Raw genomic sequence first — 13,880 nt, forward strand, 5'->3', positions numbered from 1 at the left:
GACCCGCCCAGCTTCCCGGTTCCGCCTTGGCGGGGCAAGCGAAAATCTACAGGCCGGCCGCGTCGATATCGATTAACAGCAAGCGCTGACCGTTATCGAAGAATTGTCCGGCGGTGAGGCAGTACTGGTTGGTGGTGGCGTCGCGGTAAGTCGAGGACAGCGTCAGGCGACGCTCTTCCCAACCTTCGGCCAGCAGGTGATAGAAGTACGGGCGCCATGACCAGTTGTGGCCCAGGTAACGGCTGTCGGCCTGCCAGGCGTCCTGGCGCCATTCGAAGTTGGGGGTCAACTGGGTGCCATGCCGGTCGCATTGGTAAAAGCGCAGCAGCCAGGGGAAGGCCGGCAGTTGGGGCAAGTGATCCAGCGGGGCTTGGGCATGTGCCCAGGATTGCAGGATCTTCATCAGTTCGGTCAATTGCTGGCGCAGTTGCATGATGCGCCCGCGTTCGGCCAGCTTCTGCTGGACATACGCCGCGCGCAGTTGGTCAAAGCGCGGCACGAAGGCGTCGGTGGCGAACCAGTCCAATTGCGCCTGGGCAAACAGATAGCCCTGCACGTAGCGCGAACCGCATTCCAGGGCGAAGCTCAGCTGCGCCTCGGTTTCCACGCCTTCGGCAATGATCCAGCAGCCGGTCTTTTCCGCCATCTGCGCCAGCGCCCGCACGACGTCACTGCTCGGTCCGCCCCTGGCGGCTTGCTGGAACAGGCGCATGTCCAGCTTGAGGATGTCCGGCTGCAGCGCCAATACCCGGTCAAGCTGGGAATAGCCGGCGCCGAAATCATCGATGGCGATGCGCGCACCGGCCTCGCGATAACGTGCCACCACCTCGGCCAGGCGCTGGATGTCGCCGCCCAGTTCGGTGATCTCGAACACGATGCGCTGCGGGTCGACGCCATGGCTGTGGATCTGTTTGAGGCTCGGCAGCGCCTGGCCCGGGCGCAGTTGGTTGATCCAGCGCGGCGAGATATTCAGGCTGAGGAACCAGTCTTCGGGGGCTTCATGCAGGCGGCTTAACGCGTTGTCGCGAATCTGCCGGTCGAGACGGCGCAAGCTCGCGCCTGGCGTGCGTGGGTCGGCGAACAGCGGGCCAACGGACTGCAGGCGGCCATCAGCCTGGCGTAGACGCCCCAAGGCCTCGACGCCGGCAATGCGCCCGGTGGCGGTATCGATAAACGGTTGGAAGCAGGCGAGCGGTTGCCCGTCGATCACGGGGCCTCCTTAAAAACACTGGCGAAAAAAGACCCGGCCCTCGAAAACGAGGACCGGGCCATTCTGTTAGCAAGAATGCAGCCAGCAGGCTCAACCTTTGCGTGAATTGCCCTGCATGGCCAGTTTGATCAGCGGGATCAGGCCGGCACCGAGGCGCACCAGGCGCGTCACACTGCTGATACCGCCGCCCTTGGCGCCCTTGCCGGTGAAGAAACCGATCAGGGTTACAGCGGCCACGCCCCACAGCGGCGCGTGCTTGATGCCCAGGCCGCCCTGAAAGTTTTGGCCCAGGTTGCGCACCTTGTTCAGCGGCGCCATCAATTGCTGGGATTCGTGGCGTATCTCCTGGCGGTGCATCTCCATGCGCAGGCGGATCAAAGCCTTGCGCATTTCCCGGCGGGAGGTTTGCTGGATTTCATTCGAGCTCATGGCAGCAGGCGCTCCCGATCATTGGCCAGCTCTTCGAGGGTGGCGTGGAACGGCGTGGACTCATCGAACACCGCCGCTTTCAAGCGCACCCCGCAGAAGGCAGCGGCCAGGCTGTAGAACACGCAGAGGCAGATGATCCCGGTCAGGCGGTAGCCGGTGTCCCATACCAGGATCATCACCAGAGTCGATAACCCCACCAGCAACAACAGGGCAAACACCAGCGCCAGGCCGGCAAACAGCAGCAGGCTGACGGTACGGGCCTTCTGCTCCTGCAATTCGATGCCAAACAGTTCGACGTGGCTGTGCAGCAAGCCAAGAACGGCCGCGCCCAGGCGTCGTGAGGTGGTACCCGTGGACGAGCCAGTTTCGCCGATAGACATGATTAGCGCCTTGTGGCCAGCAGGCCGATCAGAAAGCCCACGCCGGCGGCAATGCCTACCGACTGCCAAGGGTTGGCCTGCACGTAATCTTCGGTCGCAGTGACCGCCGCCTGGCCGCGTTCGCGCAGGGAGTCTTCGGTTTGCTTGAGGGTTTCGCGGGCCTGCAACAGCGTGTCATGAATCTTGGCGCGCAGCTCATCGGCCTGGTCGCCCGCAAGCACCTTGGTGTCGTCCAGCAACCTTTCGGTGTCAGTCACCAGGGTTTGAAAATCCGCCATCAGTATTTCTTGAGCAGTCTTTGCAGTTCTTCTGGCCATGGTTATCTCCGTGATTGGCTGATCGGTACGTGTGGTTTCGAGTCACCGGTATCGGTGAAGGTTCAGTGCAATTGTCTGGTACAGCTTTTGCTTTGCCTTGGTGCGCACGCCCCGTGGCTTGCGCTGAATCCGGGCGGTCGGGGCGCAGGTCTCGAAAAACCTTACCCTAAATAACTCAAACTCGCGGAAAAACCCTGTCGGCAACGGCCGGTTGTGTTGAACGCTGCGCTAAAGCGGTTCACGCCCTCTGAAGAGGGGCGGTGCCGGTGGTGCCAATTTAGTGCGCGCAACCCCTGGCTTGAACCGCTTTGGTGCTTTTTGCCTTTACACAGGCCTGCCAACCTCCATGGAAAATCTGCAAAGTGCGGTGGACACTCTGGTCCACAGCTCCAATACCCTGTTTATCCTGATCGGTGCGGTCATGGTCCTGGCCATGCACGCCGGCTTCGCGTTTCTGGAAGTCGGGACGGTGCGCCAGAAAAACCAGGTCAACGCCCTGTCGAAGATCCTCAGCGACTTCGCCATCTCCACCCTGGCCTATTTCTTTATAGGCTATTGGATCTCCTACGGGGTGAGCTTCATGCAACCGGCGGCCGTGATCAGCGCCGACCATGGTTATGGCCTGGTGAAGTTCTTCTTCCTGCTGACGTTTGCGGCAGCGATCCCGGCGATCATCTCCGGCGGTATTGCGGAGCGCGCAAAGTTCGCTCCGCAGTTGTGCGCCACCGCGTTGATCGTGGCGTTTATCTACCCGTTTTTCGAAGGCATGGTATGGAACGGCAATTTCGGTTTGCAGGCCTGGTTGCTCAAGGCGTTCGGCGCCAGCTTCCATGACTTTGCCGGCTCTGTGGTGGTGCATGCCATGGGCGGCTGGCTGGCGCTGGCGGCGGTGCTGCTGCTGGGCCCGCGCAATGGGCGCTACCGCGAAGGGCGCCTGGTGGCATTCGCGCCGTCGAGCATTCCGTTCCTGGCGTTGGGCTCGTGGATCCTGATTGTCGGCTGGTTCGGCTTTAACGTGATGAGCGCGCAAACCCTGGACGGCGTCAGCGGCCTGGTGGCGGTGAACTCGCTGATGGCCATGGTCGGCGGCACCGTCGCCGCCCTGGTGATCGGCCGCAACGACCCCGGCTTCCTGCATAACGGTCCTTTGGCCGGGCTGGTAGCGATTTGCGCGGGTTCCGACCTGATGCATCCGGTGGGCGCGCTGGTCACCGGCGTGGTCGCGGGCGGGTTGTTTGTGTGGTGCTTTATCGCCGCCCAGGACCGCTGGAAGATCGACGATGTGCTGGGGGTGTGGCCACTGCATGGCCTGTGCGGTGTATGGGGCGGGATTGCCTGCGGCATCTTTGGTCAGACCGCGCTGGGTGGACTGGGCGGTGTGAGCCTGATCAGCCAATTGATCGGTACGGGGCTCGGTGTGGTCGTCGCGTTTGGCGGCGGCCTGCTGGTGTACGGCGTGATCAAGCGCGTGCACGGGCTGCGCCTGAGCCAGGAAGAGGAGTATTACGGCGCAGATCTGTCGATCCACAAGATCGGTGCGGTCAGTCAGGATTGATCGGCGCCTCTTCGTCGGTGCTCGGGTGCGTGTAGAAACCGTGCAGCAGGCGATAGCGGTTATGCCGGACTTCATCGACCCGCGCCTGCACCTGTTGGTCCGGCAGGCCCAGCAGGATCAAGGCGTGGGAGGCGAGCATCAGGCTTGACTCCAGCAGCTCGGGCACCACTTCGCTGGCGCCCGCGGCTTTCAATTCAGCCCACTGGCTGTCATCGCGGGTGCGCACCAGGATCGGCACGTCGGGGTTGATATGGCGGGCTTCCTTGAGCACCGCCAGGGCCACATCACTGTTGTCCACGGCAATCACCACCAGGCGCGCGCGTTCCAGGCCCACGGCACTGAGCAAGGCGCCACGGCGACAGTCACCGTAATGCACGCTGCTGTCTTCGGTGGCGGCTTCCTGGACCCGTTCCGGGTCGTCATCCAGGGCGATGAACGCCTGTTGCTCATTGCGCAGAAAGCGCCCGATGGATTGCCCGACCCGGCCATAGCCGCAGATGACCGCATGCCCGTGTAATTGGGCGTTGAGGGCGGCAATTTCTTCAAGTTGCACCTGTTGGTTGGGCTTGCGGTGCAGGCGCAGGGCAATCGCCGGCGCGGCGCGCAGCAGCAGTGGGGTCAACAGCATCGAACAGAACGTCGCGGCGAGCAGCAAACCGTTGAACTCATCGGGTATAAGCCGGCTCTGTTGCATCTGCGCCATCAGGGCGAAACAGAACTCACCGCCCTGGGCCAGGGCCAGGCCGGTGCGCCAGGCGGTTTCACTGTCGCTGCCGCGCAGCTTGACCAGCGCGGCCACCACACTGCCTTTGATCAGCATCAGCGCGAGGGTCATGCCGAGGATCAACAGACTGTGGCTGACGAACAACTGCAGGTCGATAAGCATGCCGATGCTGACGAAAAACAGCCCCAGCAGGATGTCACGAAAGGGCCGGATATCCGCTTCGATCTGATGGCGGTAATGGCTTTCGCCCAGCAGCATGCCGGCCAGGAAGGCACCGAGGGCGGGGGAGAGGCCCAGCAAGTGGGTGAGCCAGGCGGTCAGCAAGACGATCACCAGCGCCAGCAGCACAAACAGCTCCGCCGAATGGGAGGCGGCGACCTCATGAAACAAGCGCGGCAATAACCAGCGGCTGGCGAGCAACAGGCCCACGAACAACACCACGGTTTTGCCCAGCGTCAGCGGCAACGCCCAGTACCAGGCCTGTTCGCTGCTGCCGGCGAACACCGGCACCAGCGTCAGCAGCAACACCGCCACCACATCCTGGAACAGCAACACGCCGATCGCATTCTGGCCATGGCTGCTGAAGATTTCGCCGAGGCTGGTCAGTTCCTTGCTGACGATCGCCGTGGACGACAGCGCCAGCCCCGCACCCAGCAACAAGGCGATGCCCGGCGCCACACCGAAGGCCATCAACAGGCCCCCCAGCAGCACGCTGCACCCCAGCACCTGCAAGCTGCCCAGGCCAAACACCACGCGGCGCAGGGCGAGCATCCTGGTCAGGGAAAACTCCAGGCCCAGTGAGAACAGCAGGAACACCACGCCCAGTTCGGCGAGGTCGGGCAGTTCTTCGCTGTCATTCACCCAGTCCAGGGCCGTCGGCCCCACGGCCAGGCCCACGCACAGGTAGCCCAGCACGGGTGGCAGTTGCAGCCGGCGAAACAGCGCAATCACCACCAGGGATGAGGCCAGAATGATCAGCAGGTTGGCGAACACAAGCATCTCCGTTGCAGGGGGAGCGGGCAAAAAGCCGCGAGAATCGCTGAATCAGTTATAGGCCATGGTGATCTGGGTCAGGGTTTATTGTGGCCGGCGGATTTCCGGAGAGCGAACGCTGTACCTGTGGCAAGCCCGCTCGCCACAGGTTTTTGTCAGGCTTAGAATGCTTGTCTACTTACTGATCAGGGCCATTCGTCATGCTTCCTGAATGCCAGTTGTTCGGCACCCTGGGTTGCCATCTTTGTGAAATTGCCGAAGCCGAAATCATGCCGCTCGTCGAACGCGGGTTGCTGGTCGAGTTGGTTGATATCACCGACCCCGACGACCTGACCGACGCCTACGGCCTAAGGATTCCGGTGCTTCGGCGGGTGGACACCGGGGCTGAACTGGATTGGCCCTTCGATGCGGATCAGGTTGTCGCCTTCCTGCGCTGACGTTTATGCGATGGCGGGTTTCCGAATATTACGTTACTGTATGTTTGTACAGCGATTGAATAGAGGGAACGCCCGTGGTGAATGTTGAACAACTGAAAAGCAGCGTCAATCGCATGTCTGCCGATGTCGTGCGCGACGCGGTGAACGAGCTGCGCCTCGACGGCCTGGTCACGGAAGGCAAGACGCCGTTTAACAAAGTGCATTTCAATACCTGCTTTGCCGAGATCGAGGCGTTGTTCCAGCGCGCCGGTTATCACAAGCAGCTCGATGTGGTGGGTTACCAGGGTCTGTTGTACGCGTTGTACGATCCCGGCCGCTGGGAAGCGGTAGACGTGCTGCGCTGGCTCAAGGAGTTCACCGAGGCGGCGAGTGCTTCGCCGATCCTGCGCGCGGAATTGGCCAAGGCCTGAGATCCGCCCTAGGTTTCATCCCGCTTGATGCGGGATAATGCCCGCCTGTTTTTTCAAGGCTTCGAGCATGTCCACATCCGCTTTTTCCGCGTCCCAGCACCAGGCCAGCACCCTGTACCTGCCTCCTGGCCCCTGGGCGACGGTGCTGGAGTGCCTGTGCGAGCACTTTGCGGCGATCAGTCGCGAACATTGGCTGGACCGCATCGCCCGTGGGCGGGTGCTGGATGTCACTGGCAGCCCGATCCCCCTGGACCTGGCCTACAGGGAAGGCCTGTGCATCTATTACTTCCGTGAAGTCCACAACGAAAAAGTCATCCCGGTGCAGGAAACCATCCTCTACGCCGACGAGCACCTGGTGGTGGCGGACAAACCGCACTTCCTGCCCGTGACCCCGGCCGGCGAGTACGTCGAGCAAACCCTGCTGCGCCGCCTGATTCGCCGCCTGGACAACCCCGCGCTGGTGCCCCTGCACCGCATCGATCGACACACCGCCGGGCTGGTGTTGTTCTCGGCCAACCCGGCCAGCCGCTCGGCCTATCAGCAGCTGTTTCCCACGCGCCGGATCGATAAATTCTACGAAGCCATTGCCCCGGCCTTACCGGGACTGACATTCCCGTTGCTACACAAAAGCCGCCTGGTGGATGGCGAACCGTTCTTCCGCATGCAGGAAGGCCCTGGCGCCAGCAACACCGAAACAGCCGTGGAGGTGCGGGAAAAGAACGTCGACTTATGGCGCTACGGCCTGTTTCCCGTGACCGGCAAGAAGCACCAGCTGCGCGTGCACATGACCGCGCTGGGGGCGAGCATCTGCAACGATCCGTTCTACCCGGACGTGATCAAGGATGCCGTGGACGATTACGCCAATCCCCTCAAGCTGCTGGCCCAGGGCGTGCGATTTATCGACCCGGTCACCGGTGAGGAACGCCATTTCTGCAGCCAGATCACCCTCGACTGGTAACCCCCGGAAACGACAAGGCCCGCGCGAGGCGGGCCTTGTGTGCAAGCGCTGAGGCTTACAGGTCTTTAACGGTGCGAACCTGATCTTTGTTGATGCGGGTACGCTTGCCATCAAGCTGTTCGAATTCGTAGAAACCCGAATCTTCGTTGTATTTCGGGGTGTCGACGGCCTGGATTTCGCGACCGTCATTCAGGGTGATCACTGTCGGCGAGGCGCAACCGGCGAGGGTAGCCAGGCCCAGTGCAAGCATGAGAGCGGCGATGGTCCGTTGAGTCATGGGTGTTGTCTCCAAGAGAATACTTTTTGATTGCTGACCTTGAGACGTGTGAGACGTCGCCAAAGTTCCTTGTGCGAAGGTTCATTCTGACACGTCAGACCTTGGGCGCAACAGCTCTGGTGTATTCAGGTTGGCCAGGCGCGGGTCATCGGTTGGGCATTCCACGCCGACGCCGCCCAATTGCAGGAGGATCTTTCGCGGGCTGCGTTCACCGGCATGCCAGGCCTGTTCTACCTCGGTTCGCAGGTCGATGGGGATGATGCAGATCAAGGGTTCCCAGAATTCACCGTGGCGCACCATCACCGGCAACAAGGGATGGCGTTGTGCGGTTTCACGCAGGTCGGCGAGGAGTCGAGCGTCGATATGGGGCACATCGCACGGCAGGATCAGCAGGTGCCCATGGCGCGCGGCGGCCAGTCCTGCGCGGATACCGGCCAATGGCCCGGGAAAATCCGGGCTGTCGTCGCTTACCAATTGGTCGGCATAGGCGGCGTACTGCGCCAGGTTGCGGTTGCACGAGATGATCAGGTCATCGGTCAGTGGCCGTACCAGGCGCTGCACGTGTGCGATCAAGGGCAGGCCGTGCCAGTCCAGCAGGCCTTTGTCCTGGCCGCCCATGCGCTGGCCGCGGCCGCCGGCCAACAGCAGGATCGAACAGGGCAGGGGGATTGAATCGAGTGGCATGTGGGTTCCGCGCAGGCAGCTGAACAGGGGCCTGTGATATAACATCGGGCCGTTCCTTCGACAACCGGACCGTGCCATGAAAGCCAAGGCCGATGCACCCTTCGTACCCCTGAATATCGCGGTATTGACCGTCAGCGACACCCGCACCCTGGACACCGACACCTCGGGCCAGGTCTTCGTCGACCGCCTCACCGCCGCCGGCCACCACCTGGCCGAGCGCGTGCTGCTCAAGGACGACCTCTACAAGATCCGCGCCCAGGTCGCCCACTGGATCGCTGAAGACGTGGTGCAAGTGGTGTTGATCACCGGCGGCACCGGCTTCACCGGCCGCGACAGCACCCCCGAAGCGGTCGGCTGCCTGCTCGACAAACAAGTCGACGGCTTTGGCGAACTGTTCCGCCAGATTTCCGTGGCCGACATCGGCACCTCCACCGTGCAATCCCGTGCACTGGCCGGCCTGGCCAACGGCACCCTGGTGTGCTGCCTGCCGGGCTCCACCAATGCGGTGCGCACCGGTTGGGATGGCATCCTCGCCGAACAACTGGATAACCGTCATCGGCCGTGCAACTTCGTGCCGCACCTGAAGTTGGCCGAACCCTGTGAATCCCGTGGGTAAGCCCGGCAAGACCGGCGCCCTGATGCCGGTAGAACAAGCCTTGCAACAGCTGCTGGCGATGGCCGAAGCCGCGCCGATCCGCGATCAGCACGTGCTGCCCCTGGCCGAGTGCGACGGCCGTGTATTGGCCCAGGACCTGGTCTCCACCCTCGACCTGCCGCCCTGGCCCAACAGCGCCATGGACGGTTACGCCGTGCGCCTGGCGGATTGGACCGGTGAACCCTTGCCCGTCAGCCAGCGCATCTTTGCCGGCCAGGCGCCGCAGCAGCTGGCGGCCGGCACCTGTGCACGCATCTTCACCGGTGCGCCGGTACCGGAAGGCGCGGACTGCGTGGAAATGCAGGAAAACGCCGTGGTCCACGCCGATGAGCGCGTGAGCTTCAGCGAACCGTTGCAGCCCAACCAGAACATCCGCCCCCAAGGCCAGGAAACCACCGTCGGTGAGTTGGTGCTCGCGGCCGGTACGCGCCTGGGCCCGATCGAGCTGGGCCTGGCGGCTTCCCTTGGCCGTGATCGGCTGGACGTGATCCGCCGCCCGCGTGTCGCGGTGTTGTCCACCGGCGATGAGCTGATCGAGCCCGGTTTGCCCCTCGGTCCGGGCCAGATCTACAACAGCAATCGCCGCGTGTTGTGTTCTTGGCTTGAGCGCATGGGGTGCGAAGTCATCGACGCAGGCATCCTGCCGGACGACCTGGAGCAGACCCGTTCGCGCCTGGCAGGCTTGAGCGCGGTTGATCTGATTTTGTCCACGGGCGGTGTGTCGGTGGGCGAGGCGGATTTCCTCGGTATCGCCCTGCGCGAGGAGGGTGAGCTGGCGTTATGGAAGCTGGCGATCAAGCCGGGCAAACCCCTGACCTTTGGTCATTTCCGTGGCGTGCCGGTGATCGGCCTGCCGGGCAACCCGGCCTCGACCCTGGTGACCTTTGCGCTGTTGGCGCGCCCCTACTTGCTGCGCCGCCAGGGTGTGGCAGACGTGGAGCCGCTGCGTTTCGACGTGCCGGTGGGGTTCACCTGGCCCAAGCCGGGCAACCGCCGCGAGTATCTGCGCGGGCGCATCGAACAGGGCAAGGCGATCATCTACCGCAACCAGAGCTCCGGCGTGCTGCGCAGCGCGGCGTGGGCGGAGGGGTTTGTGGAGGTGTTGGAAGGGACGACGCTGGACATCGGCGATCGAGTCAATTTCATCCCTCTGAGTGAAGTCTTGAATTGACCCCCAATCCAAATGTGGAAGGGGGCTTGCCCTGATGCCAGTCAGTTAAGCGTACATCGCGTCCTGTAGGAGCGAGCTTGCTCGCGAAAAACGTCAACGATAACGCGTGCTTCCTGAATGAACGCGGCGCCTGTGAGTTTTTCGCGAGCAAGCTCGCTCCTACAAAAAGCCTTAGGGCAAGCCCCCTCCCACATTTGAACCTGTATATGCCCGTGGCTATTCAGTAATCGTCGCCACGCTCCGTGACATCACGCTCCACCGGCCCGGCATCCGGGTCATAGCCCACCGGGAATTTGCCCTTCAACGTCCAGGCAAACGCAATGATCTCGGCAATGGTGCGGTACAACTCCTCCGGGATACTGTCGCCCAGTTCCATGCGTGCCAGCAGCTTCACCAGCTCGGCATTTTCATAGATCGGCACTTCATTTTCCCGCGCCAACTTGAGGATGGCTTCGGCCAGGGCATCGTCGCCCTTGGCGGTCAGGGTCGGCGCCTGCTGGCCATCGTACTTGAGGGCAATCGCCTGGCGTGGCGGGTTGGCGTTGTTCATGCGGTTTCATCCACCCAGCGTTGTTCCAGTCCGGTTTTCGGCCCGCGTGGCGGGGTGCCCAGGTGGCAGTCCAGGTCGCCGACATTCAGCCCCGACGACACCAGGCGCTCGCGCAGGCTGCCCAAATGGCTTTCGATCAGGCTGGCGGTGAAAGCGCGGGTTGCCCACAGTTGGCTGGACAGCTTGCCCTGGGTCAGTTGCGCCTGGACCTGCAACGGCCCCAGGGGCTCCATGTCGAAGGCCAGTTCGACGCGCCAGAGCATCTGTTTGGGCTCCTTGGAATCCTTGCGTTCGGGCTGGTCCTTGTCCGGCGCCGGCTCTTCGCGCTGGAACTTGACCTGCAACGGCACGATGTCCTGCAGGGTGCGCATGGGGATCTCCAACTGCCAGGTGGTTTGCAGGCGGCCATCGGCGGTGGTGCCGGTTTGCTCCAGGCTCGACAGCTGGTGGCTCTGCAGGCGGGAAATGGCCCCGGCGGCCAGGCGCAGCAGGTTTTCCAGGTCGCCTTCGCCCTCCAGTTTCGCCATCAGCCGCTCCGGCAGTGGGAAGCTGACCGGCGCCTGCCGCGCGCCGACCTGGCCGAGGGTGCCCAATGGGCTGCGCACAAAGTTGGGCAGCACCTGGGCCAGGGTGTTGGCGGCAAGAATGGCATTCAGGTTGGTGCTCGCGGGCAGGGCGGGCAGCAGGTCGGCGACCAGGCGCAGCAGCGCGCCCTTCATATCCAGCGGTGGCACCTGCGGGTTTTGCCCGGCGAGTAACTTGGCTTCAAGAAAGGCGCCGCTGTTCTGGATCACCTGGGCCAGCACCTTGGGGTTGCTCACCTGTGCCAGGTCGGGCAAGGCCGCCAGCAAACGGTCGGCGGCAGCGCGAAGGTCGGCGGAGGTGCTGTCGCCGCGGGGCAGATTTTGCAACGCCGTGAACACCGCATCCAGGGAGCCCTGGCGACTTTGCTGGGTCGCCAGTTGCTGGGTGACGGCCAGTTGATCCTTGAGCCCGCTCAACGGCACAAAATTCAGGGTTTGCGCGTTCTGCACCACGGCGCTGAGCAAGCTGCCCACGCGCAACGGTTGCGGGCTTTCCAGTGTCAGGGTCGCGCCGGCCAGGGCGCTATTGAGTACGGTCACCAACGAACGGTAGATCGCCGGCTGCGCGCTGCCTTGGGGCAGGGCCTGGGTGGTCAGCACCTTGGCCTGCAGCAGTGTGCCTTCCGGCATCCTGGCCGTATCGATACGGGTGAGGGCGGCAACATTGGCGCTCAGGGCTTGTTGCAGGCTGATGGCCAGGTTGCCTGCGGGCGTCTGGCTCACGGCCACATTGCTGCCCAACGGCAAGGGTTGTGGGCTGCTGGCTTGCACCAGCGTCTGGCGGCCGCCTTCAAGGGTCAGCTTGAGCAACAGCTGAAACGCCTCACCGCCTTGTTTCAGGGCGAGCACCTCGGCATTCACGGTTTTGCCCGGGTCGATCAGCCCGATCTGCGGCTCCAGCAGTTTCAGCAGCGCCCCGGGCGCAGGCGTAGGGCTTTGCCCGGTTGCCGGGGTGGGAGGAAGCGTAGGAAGGTTGATCTCGCCGGTCATCGTGCGCATCGTCTCTGGGGAAATAGCCCTCTTTAGCGTAGGGCATCGCATGTATAATGCCGCCCGTCTGCAAAGAGAGCGGTAAAAACCTCACAACTATTTGATCCAGCTCTCTAAAATCGGTCGCCAAAGCCGTTATTGTGCTTCTTTCTATAACGGCCGCTGCACCGCCGACTTGAACCGTAAAGGCCCGTGATCTCTTGACCAGCCCTCTTCTTGAAGCCGTAGCGCTCTCCTGTGAACGCGACCTGCGCCTGCTGTTCGAGCACCTCGACCTGCGTGTGGCGGGCGGCGACATGGTGCAGATCAGCGGCCCCAACGGCAGCGGCAAGACCAGTTTGCTGCGCCTGCTGGCCGGCCTGATGCAACCCACGGCCGGTGAAGTGCGACTCAACGGCAGGCCCCTCGACGAACAACGCACCGAACTGGCACGCAACCTGATCTGGATCGGCCACGCCGCCGGCATCAAGGACGTGCTCACCGCCGAAGAAAACCTCAGCTGGCTCAGCGCCCTGCATCACCCTGCGACCCGCGACGCCATCTGGCAGGCCCTGGCCGCTGTCGGCCTCAAGGGGTTCGAAGACGTGCCTTGCCACACCCTGTCCGCCGGCCAGCAGCGCCGCGTGGCCCTGGCGCGCCTGTACCTGCCTGGCCCGCCGCTGTGGATTCTCGACGAACCCTTCACCGCCCTCGACAAACAAGGCGTCACCCAATTGGAACAGCACCTGGCGCAGCACTGCGAGCAGGGCGGCCAGGTGGTGCTCACCACCCACCACACCCTGGCGCGCATGCCCGGCGGTTACCGCGACCTCGACCTGGGGCGGTGGTCGGTATGAGTGTGTTTGCCCTGTTGATCGCCCGCGAAGCCCGCTTGCTGTGCCGCCGCCCGGCCGAACTGGCCAACCCGCTGGTGTTCTTTGCCATCGTGATTGCGTTGTTCCCGTTGGCGGTCGGCCCGGAGACTAAACTGTTGCAAACCTTGTCGCCGGGACTGGTGTGGGTCGCGGCCCTTTTGTCCGTCCTGCTCTCGCTGGACGGGCTGTTTCGCAGTGATTTCGAAGACGGTTCCCTCGAACAGTGGGTCCTTTCGTCGCACCCCCTGCCACTTCTGGTCCTGGCCAAGGTACTGGCACACTGGGCTTTTTCCGGCCTGGCGCTAGTCTTGCTCTCGCCACTGCTGGCGATGATGCTCGGATTGCCCGGCGAATGCCTGCCGATCCTGTTGCTGAGCCTGCTGCTCGGCACCCCGGTACTCAGCCTGTTGGGGGCGGTGGGTGCCGCGTTGACCGTCGGCTTGAAACGGGGTGGCCTGTTACTGGCCCTGTTGATTCTGCCTTTGTACATCCCGGTACTGATCCTGGGCAGCGGCGCGTTGCAAGCCGCGCTCATGGGCATGCCGGCGACCGGTTACCTCCTGTGGCTTGGCAGCCTGACCGCCCTGGCGGTAACCCTGACACCCTTTGCTATAGCCGCCGGCCTGAAGATCAGCGTCGGTGAATAATGAGGTCTGACTGGGCGGTATACGCATAGTCAGTAAAGACCCTACGCTTCTTGCC

General features: G+C 63.1%; 17 protein-coding genes. 8 read left to right on the top strand and 9 right to left on the bottom strand.

Features of this window, described 5'->3' with window-relative positions:
- Positions 1–46: 46 nt before the first annotated feature.
- The 4 genes from J1N02_RS22775 to J1N02_RS22790 form a co-directional block, all read right to left on the bottom strand.
- Positions 47–1,210 carry an EAL domain-containing protein gene (locus J1N02_RS22775; RefSeq protein WP_421147777.1) on the bottom strand — a complete coding sequence of 388 codons (1,164 nt, stop codon included), beginning with the start codon at positions 1,208–1,210 and terminating at the stop codon, positions 47–49.
- Between the two features lie 90 nt (positions 1,211–1,300).
- Entirely contained in the window at positions 1,301–1,639 is a 339-nt protein-coding gene (locus tag J1N02_RS22780; RefSeq protein WP_027607013.1) for a hypothetical protein, read from the bottom strand.
- Entirely contained in the window at positions 1,636–2,019 is a 384-nt protein-coding gene (locus J1N02_RS22785; protein ID WP_012723020.1) for a phage holin family protein, read from the bottom strand. Before J1N02_RS22785 ends, J1N02_RS22780 begins: the two co-directional genes overlap by 4 nt.
- Before the next feature lie 2 nt (positions 2,020–2,021).
- Entirely contained in the window at positions 2,022–2,336 is a 315-nt protein-coding gene (locus tag J1N02_RS22790) for a DUF883 family protein (RefSeq protein ID WP_012723021.1), read from the bottom strand.
- A gap of 346 nt (positions 2,337–2,682) precedes the next feature.
- On the opposite strand from J1N02_RS22790, the gene J1N02_RS22795 reads away from it, so the two are divergent.
- Positions 2,683–3,891 carry an ammonium transporter gene (locus J1N02_RS22795; RefSeq protein WP_027607014.1) on the top strand — a complete coding sequence of 403 codons (1,209 nt, stop codon included), beginning with the start codon at positions 2,683–2,685 and terminating at the stop codon, positions 3,889–3,891.
- On the opposite strand, the gene J1N02_RS22800 is transcribed toward J1N02_RS22795, so the two are convergent.
- Positions 3,878–5,614, bottom strand: coding sequence for a cation:proton antiporter (locus tag J1N02_RS22800; RefSeq protein ID WP_146478086.1), 1,737 nt, complete (start codon positions 5,612–5,614; stop codon positions 3,878–3,880). The two genes, J1N02_RS22795 and J1N02_RS22800, sit on opposite strands and share 14 nt — an antisense overlap.
- A 194-nt stretch (positions 5,615–5,808) precedes the next feature.
- Between J1N02_RS22800 and J1N02_RS22805 the strand changes: the two genes are divergently transcribed.
- The 3 genes from J1N02_RS22805 (at position 5,809) to J1N02_RS22815 (ending at position 7,413) form a co-directional block, all read left to right on the top strand.
- Positions 5,809–6,045, top strand: a complete 237-nt coding sequence (locus tag J1N02_RS22805; RefSeq protein ID WP_027607016.1) for a glutaredoxin family protein — start codon at positions 5,809–5,811, stop codon at positions 6,043–6,045.
- 74 nt (positions 6,046–6,119) lie between these two features.
- Positions 6,120–6,455, top strand: coding sequence for a hypothetical protein (locus J1N02_RS22810; RefSeq protein WP_010565034.1), 336 nt, complete (start codon positions 6,120–6,122; stop codon positions 6,453–6,455).
- A 67-nt stretch (positions 6,456–6,522) separates the two neighbouring features.
- Entirely contained in the window at positions 6,523–7,413 is an 891-nt protein-coding gene (locus J1N02_RS22815; RefSeq protein WP_421147778.1) for a pseudouridine synthase, read from the top strand.
- Between the two features lie 55 nt (positions 7,414–7,468).
- On the opposite strand, the gene J1N02_RS22820 is transcribed toward J1N02_RS22815, so the two are convergent.
- Together J1N02_RS22820 and mobA are read right to left on the bottom strand one after the other, a co-directional pair.
- The gene (locus J1N02_RS22820; RefSeq protein ID WP_010211805.1) at positions 7,469–7,690 is read right to left on the bottom strand and encodes a YgdI/YgdR family lipoprotein; all 222 of its coding nucleotides are present in this window, start codon (positions 7,688–7,690) and stop codon (positions 7,469–7,471) included.
- Positions 7,691–7,771: 81 nt separating this feature from the next.
- A complete protein-coding gene (gene mobA / locus J1N02_RS22825) occupies positions 7,772–8,374 on the bottom strand; it encodes a molybdenum cofactor guanylyltransferase MobA (RefSeq protein ID WP_421147779.1) in 603 nt (200 codons plus the stop codon).
- 76 nt (positions 8,375–8,450) lie between these two features.
- Here mobA and moaB point away from each other — a divergent pair, with 76 nt between their 5' ends.
- Positions 8,451–8,990, top strand: a complete 540-nt coding sequence (gene moaB, locus J1N02_RS22830; RefSeq protein ID WP_027607019.1) for a molybdenum cofactor biosynthesis protein B — start codon at positions 8,451–8,453, stop codon at positions 8,988–8,990.
- Positions 8,974–10,200 carry a gephyrin-like molybdotransferase Glp gene (gene glp, locus J1N02_RS22835; RefSeq protein ID WP_421147780.1) on the top strand — a complete coding sequence of 409 codons (1,227 nt, stop codon included), beginning with the start codon at positions 8,974–8,976 and terminating at the stop codon, positions 10,198–10,200. The genes moaB and glp overlap by 17 nt, the downstream gene beginning before the upstream one ends.
- A 220-nt stretch (positions 10,201–10,420) precedes the next feature.
- Here the strand turns inward: glp and J1N02_RS22840 are convergent, their stop codons facing one another.
- Together J1N02_RS22840 and J1N02_RS22845 are read right to left on the bottom strand one after the other, a co-directional pair.
- A complete protein-coding gene (locus tag J1N02_RS22840) occupies positions 10,421–10,750 on the bottom strand; it encodes an EscU/YscU/HrcU family type III secretion system export apparatus switch protein (RefSeq protein WP_065939955.1) in 330 nt (109 codons plus the stop codon).
- Positions 10,747–12,324 (bottom strand): flagellar hook-length control protein FliK, encoded by a 1,578-nt coding sequence (locus tag J1N02_RS22845; RefSeq protein WP_421147902.1) that lies wholly within the window; start codon positions 12,322–12,324, stop codon positions 10,747–10,749. The genes J1N02_RS22840 and J1N02_RS22845 overlap by 4 nt, the downstream gene beginning before the upstream one ends.
- 200 nt (positions 12,325–12,524) lie before the next feature.
- On the opposite strand from J1N02_RS22845, the gene ccmA reads away from it, so the two are divergent.
- The gene (gene ccmA / locus J1N02_RS22850) at positions 12,525–13,160 is read left to right on the top strand and encodes a cytochrome c biogenesis heme-transporting ATPase CcmA (protein ID WP_027607023.1); all 636 of its coding nucleotides are present in this window, start codon (positions 12,525–12,527) and stop codon (positions 13,158–13,160) included.
- On the top strand, positions 13,157–13,825 hold the full coding sequence (gene ccmB, locus J1N02_RS22855; RefSeq protein WP_027607024.1) for a heme exporter protein CcmB: 669 nt from the start codon (positions 13,157–13,159) through the stop codon (positions 13,823–13,825). The genes ccmA and ccmB overlap by 4 nt, the downstream gene beginning before the upstream one ends.
- Positions 13,826–13,880: the final 55 nt, after the last annotated feature.

It is taken from the genome of Pseudomonas sp. NFX5 (assembly GCF_049132125.1).
Classification (GTDB): Bacteria; Pseudomonadota; Gammaproteobacteria; order Pseudomonadales; family Pseudomonadaceae; genus Aquipseudomonas; species Aquipseudomonas marginalis.

What these genes read in the sequence shown, in the direction of transcription:
- J1N02_RS22780 (WP_027607013.1), bottom strand. Translation starts at nt 1,639, where the DNA reads ATGAGCTCGAATGAAATCCAGCAAACCTCCCGCCGGGAAATGCGCAAG.
- J1N02_RS22785 (WP_012723020.1), bottom strand. Translation starts at nt 2,019, where the DNA reads ATGTCTATCGGCGAAACTGGCTCGTCCACGGGTACCACCTCACGACGC.
- J1N02_RS22790 (WP_012723021.1), bottom strand. Translation starts at nt 2,336, where the DNA reads ATGGCCAGAAGAACTGCAAAGACTGCTCAAGAAATACTGATGGCGGAT.
- J1N02_RS22795 (WP_027607014.1), top strand. Translation starts at nt 2,683, where the DNA reads ATGGAAAATCTGCAAAGTGCGGTGGACACTCTGGTCCACAGCTCCAAT.
- J1N02_RS22800 (WP_146478086.1), bottom strand. Translation starts at nt 5,614, where the DNA reads ATGCTTGTGTTCGCCAACCTGCTGATCATTCTGGCCTCATCCCTGGTG.
- J1N02_RS22805 (WP_027607016.1), top strand. Translation starts at nt 5,809, where the DNA reads ATGCTTCCTGAATGCCAGTTGTTCGGCACCCTGGGTTGCCATCTTTGT.
- J1N02_RS22815 (WP_421147778.1), top strand. Translation starts at nt 6,523, where the DNA reads ATGTCCACATCCGCTTTTTCCGCGTCCCAGCACCAGGCCAGCACCCTG.
- J1N02_RS22820 (WP_010211805.1), bottom strand. Translation starts at nt 7,690, where the DNA reads ATGACTCAACGGACCATCGCCGCTCTCATGCTTGCACTGGGCCTGGCT.
- mobA (WP_421147779.1), bottom strand. Translation starts at nt 8,374, where the DNA reads ATGCCACTCGATTCAATCCCCCTGCCCTGTTCGATCCTGCTGTTGGCC.
- moaB (WP_027607019.1), top strand. Translation starts at nt 8,451, where the DNA reads ATGAAAGCCAAGGCCGATGCACCCTTCGTACCCCTGAATATCGCGGTA.
- J1N02_RS22840 (WP_065939955.1), bottom strand. Translation starts at nt 10,750, where the DNA reads ATGAACAACGCCAACCCGCCACGCCAGGCGATTGCCCTCAAGTACGAT.
- J1N02_RS22845 (WP_421147902.1), bottom strand. Translation starts at nt 12,324, where the DNA reads ATGACCGGCGAGATCAACCTTCCTACGCTTCCTCCCACCCCGGCAACC.
- ccmB (WP_027607024.1), top strand. Translation starts at nt 13,157, where the DNA reads ATGAGTGTGTTTGCCCTGTTGATCGCCCGCGAAGCCCGCTTGCTGTGC.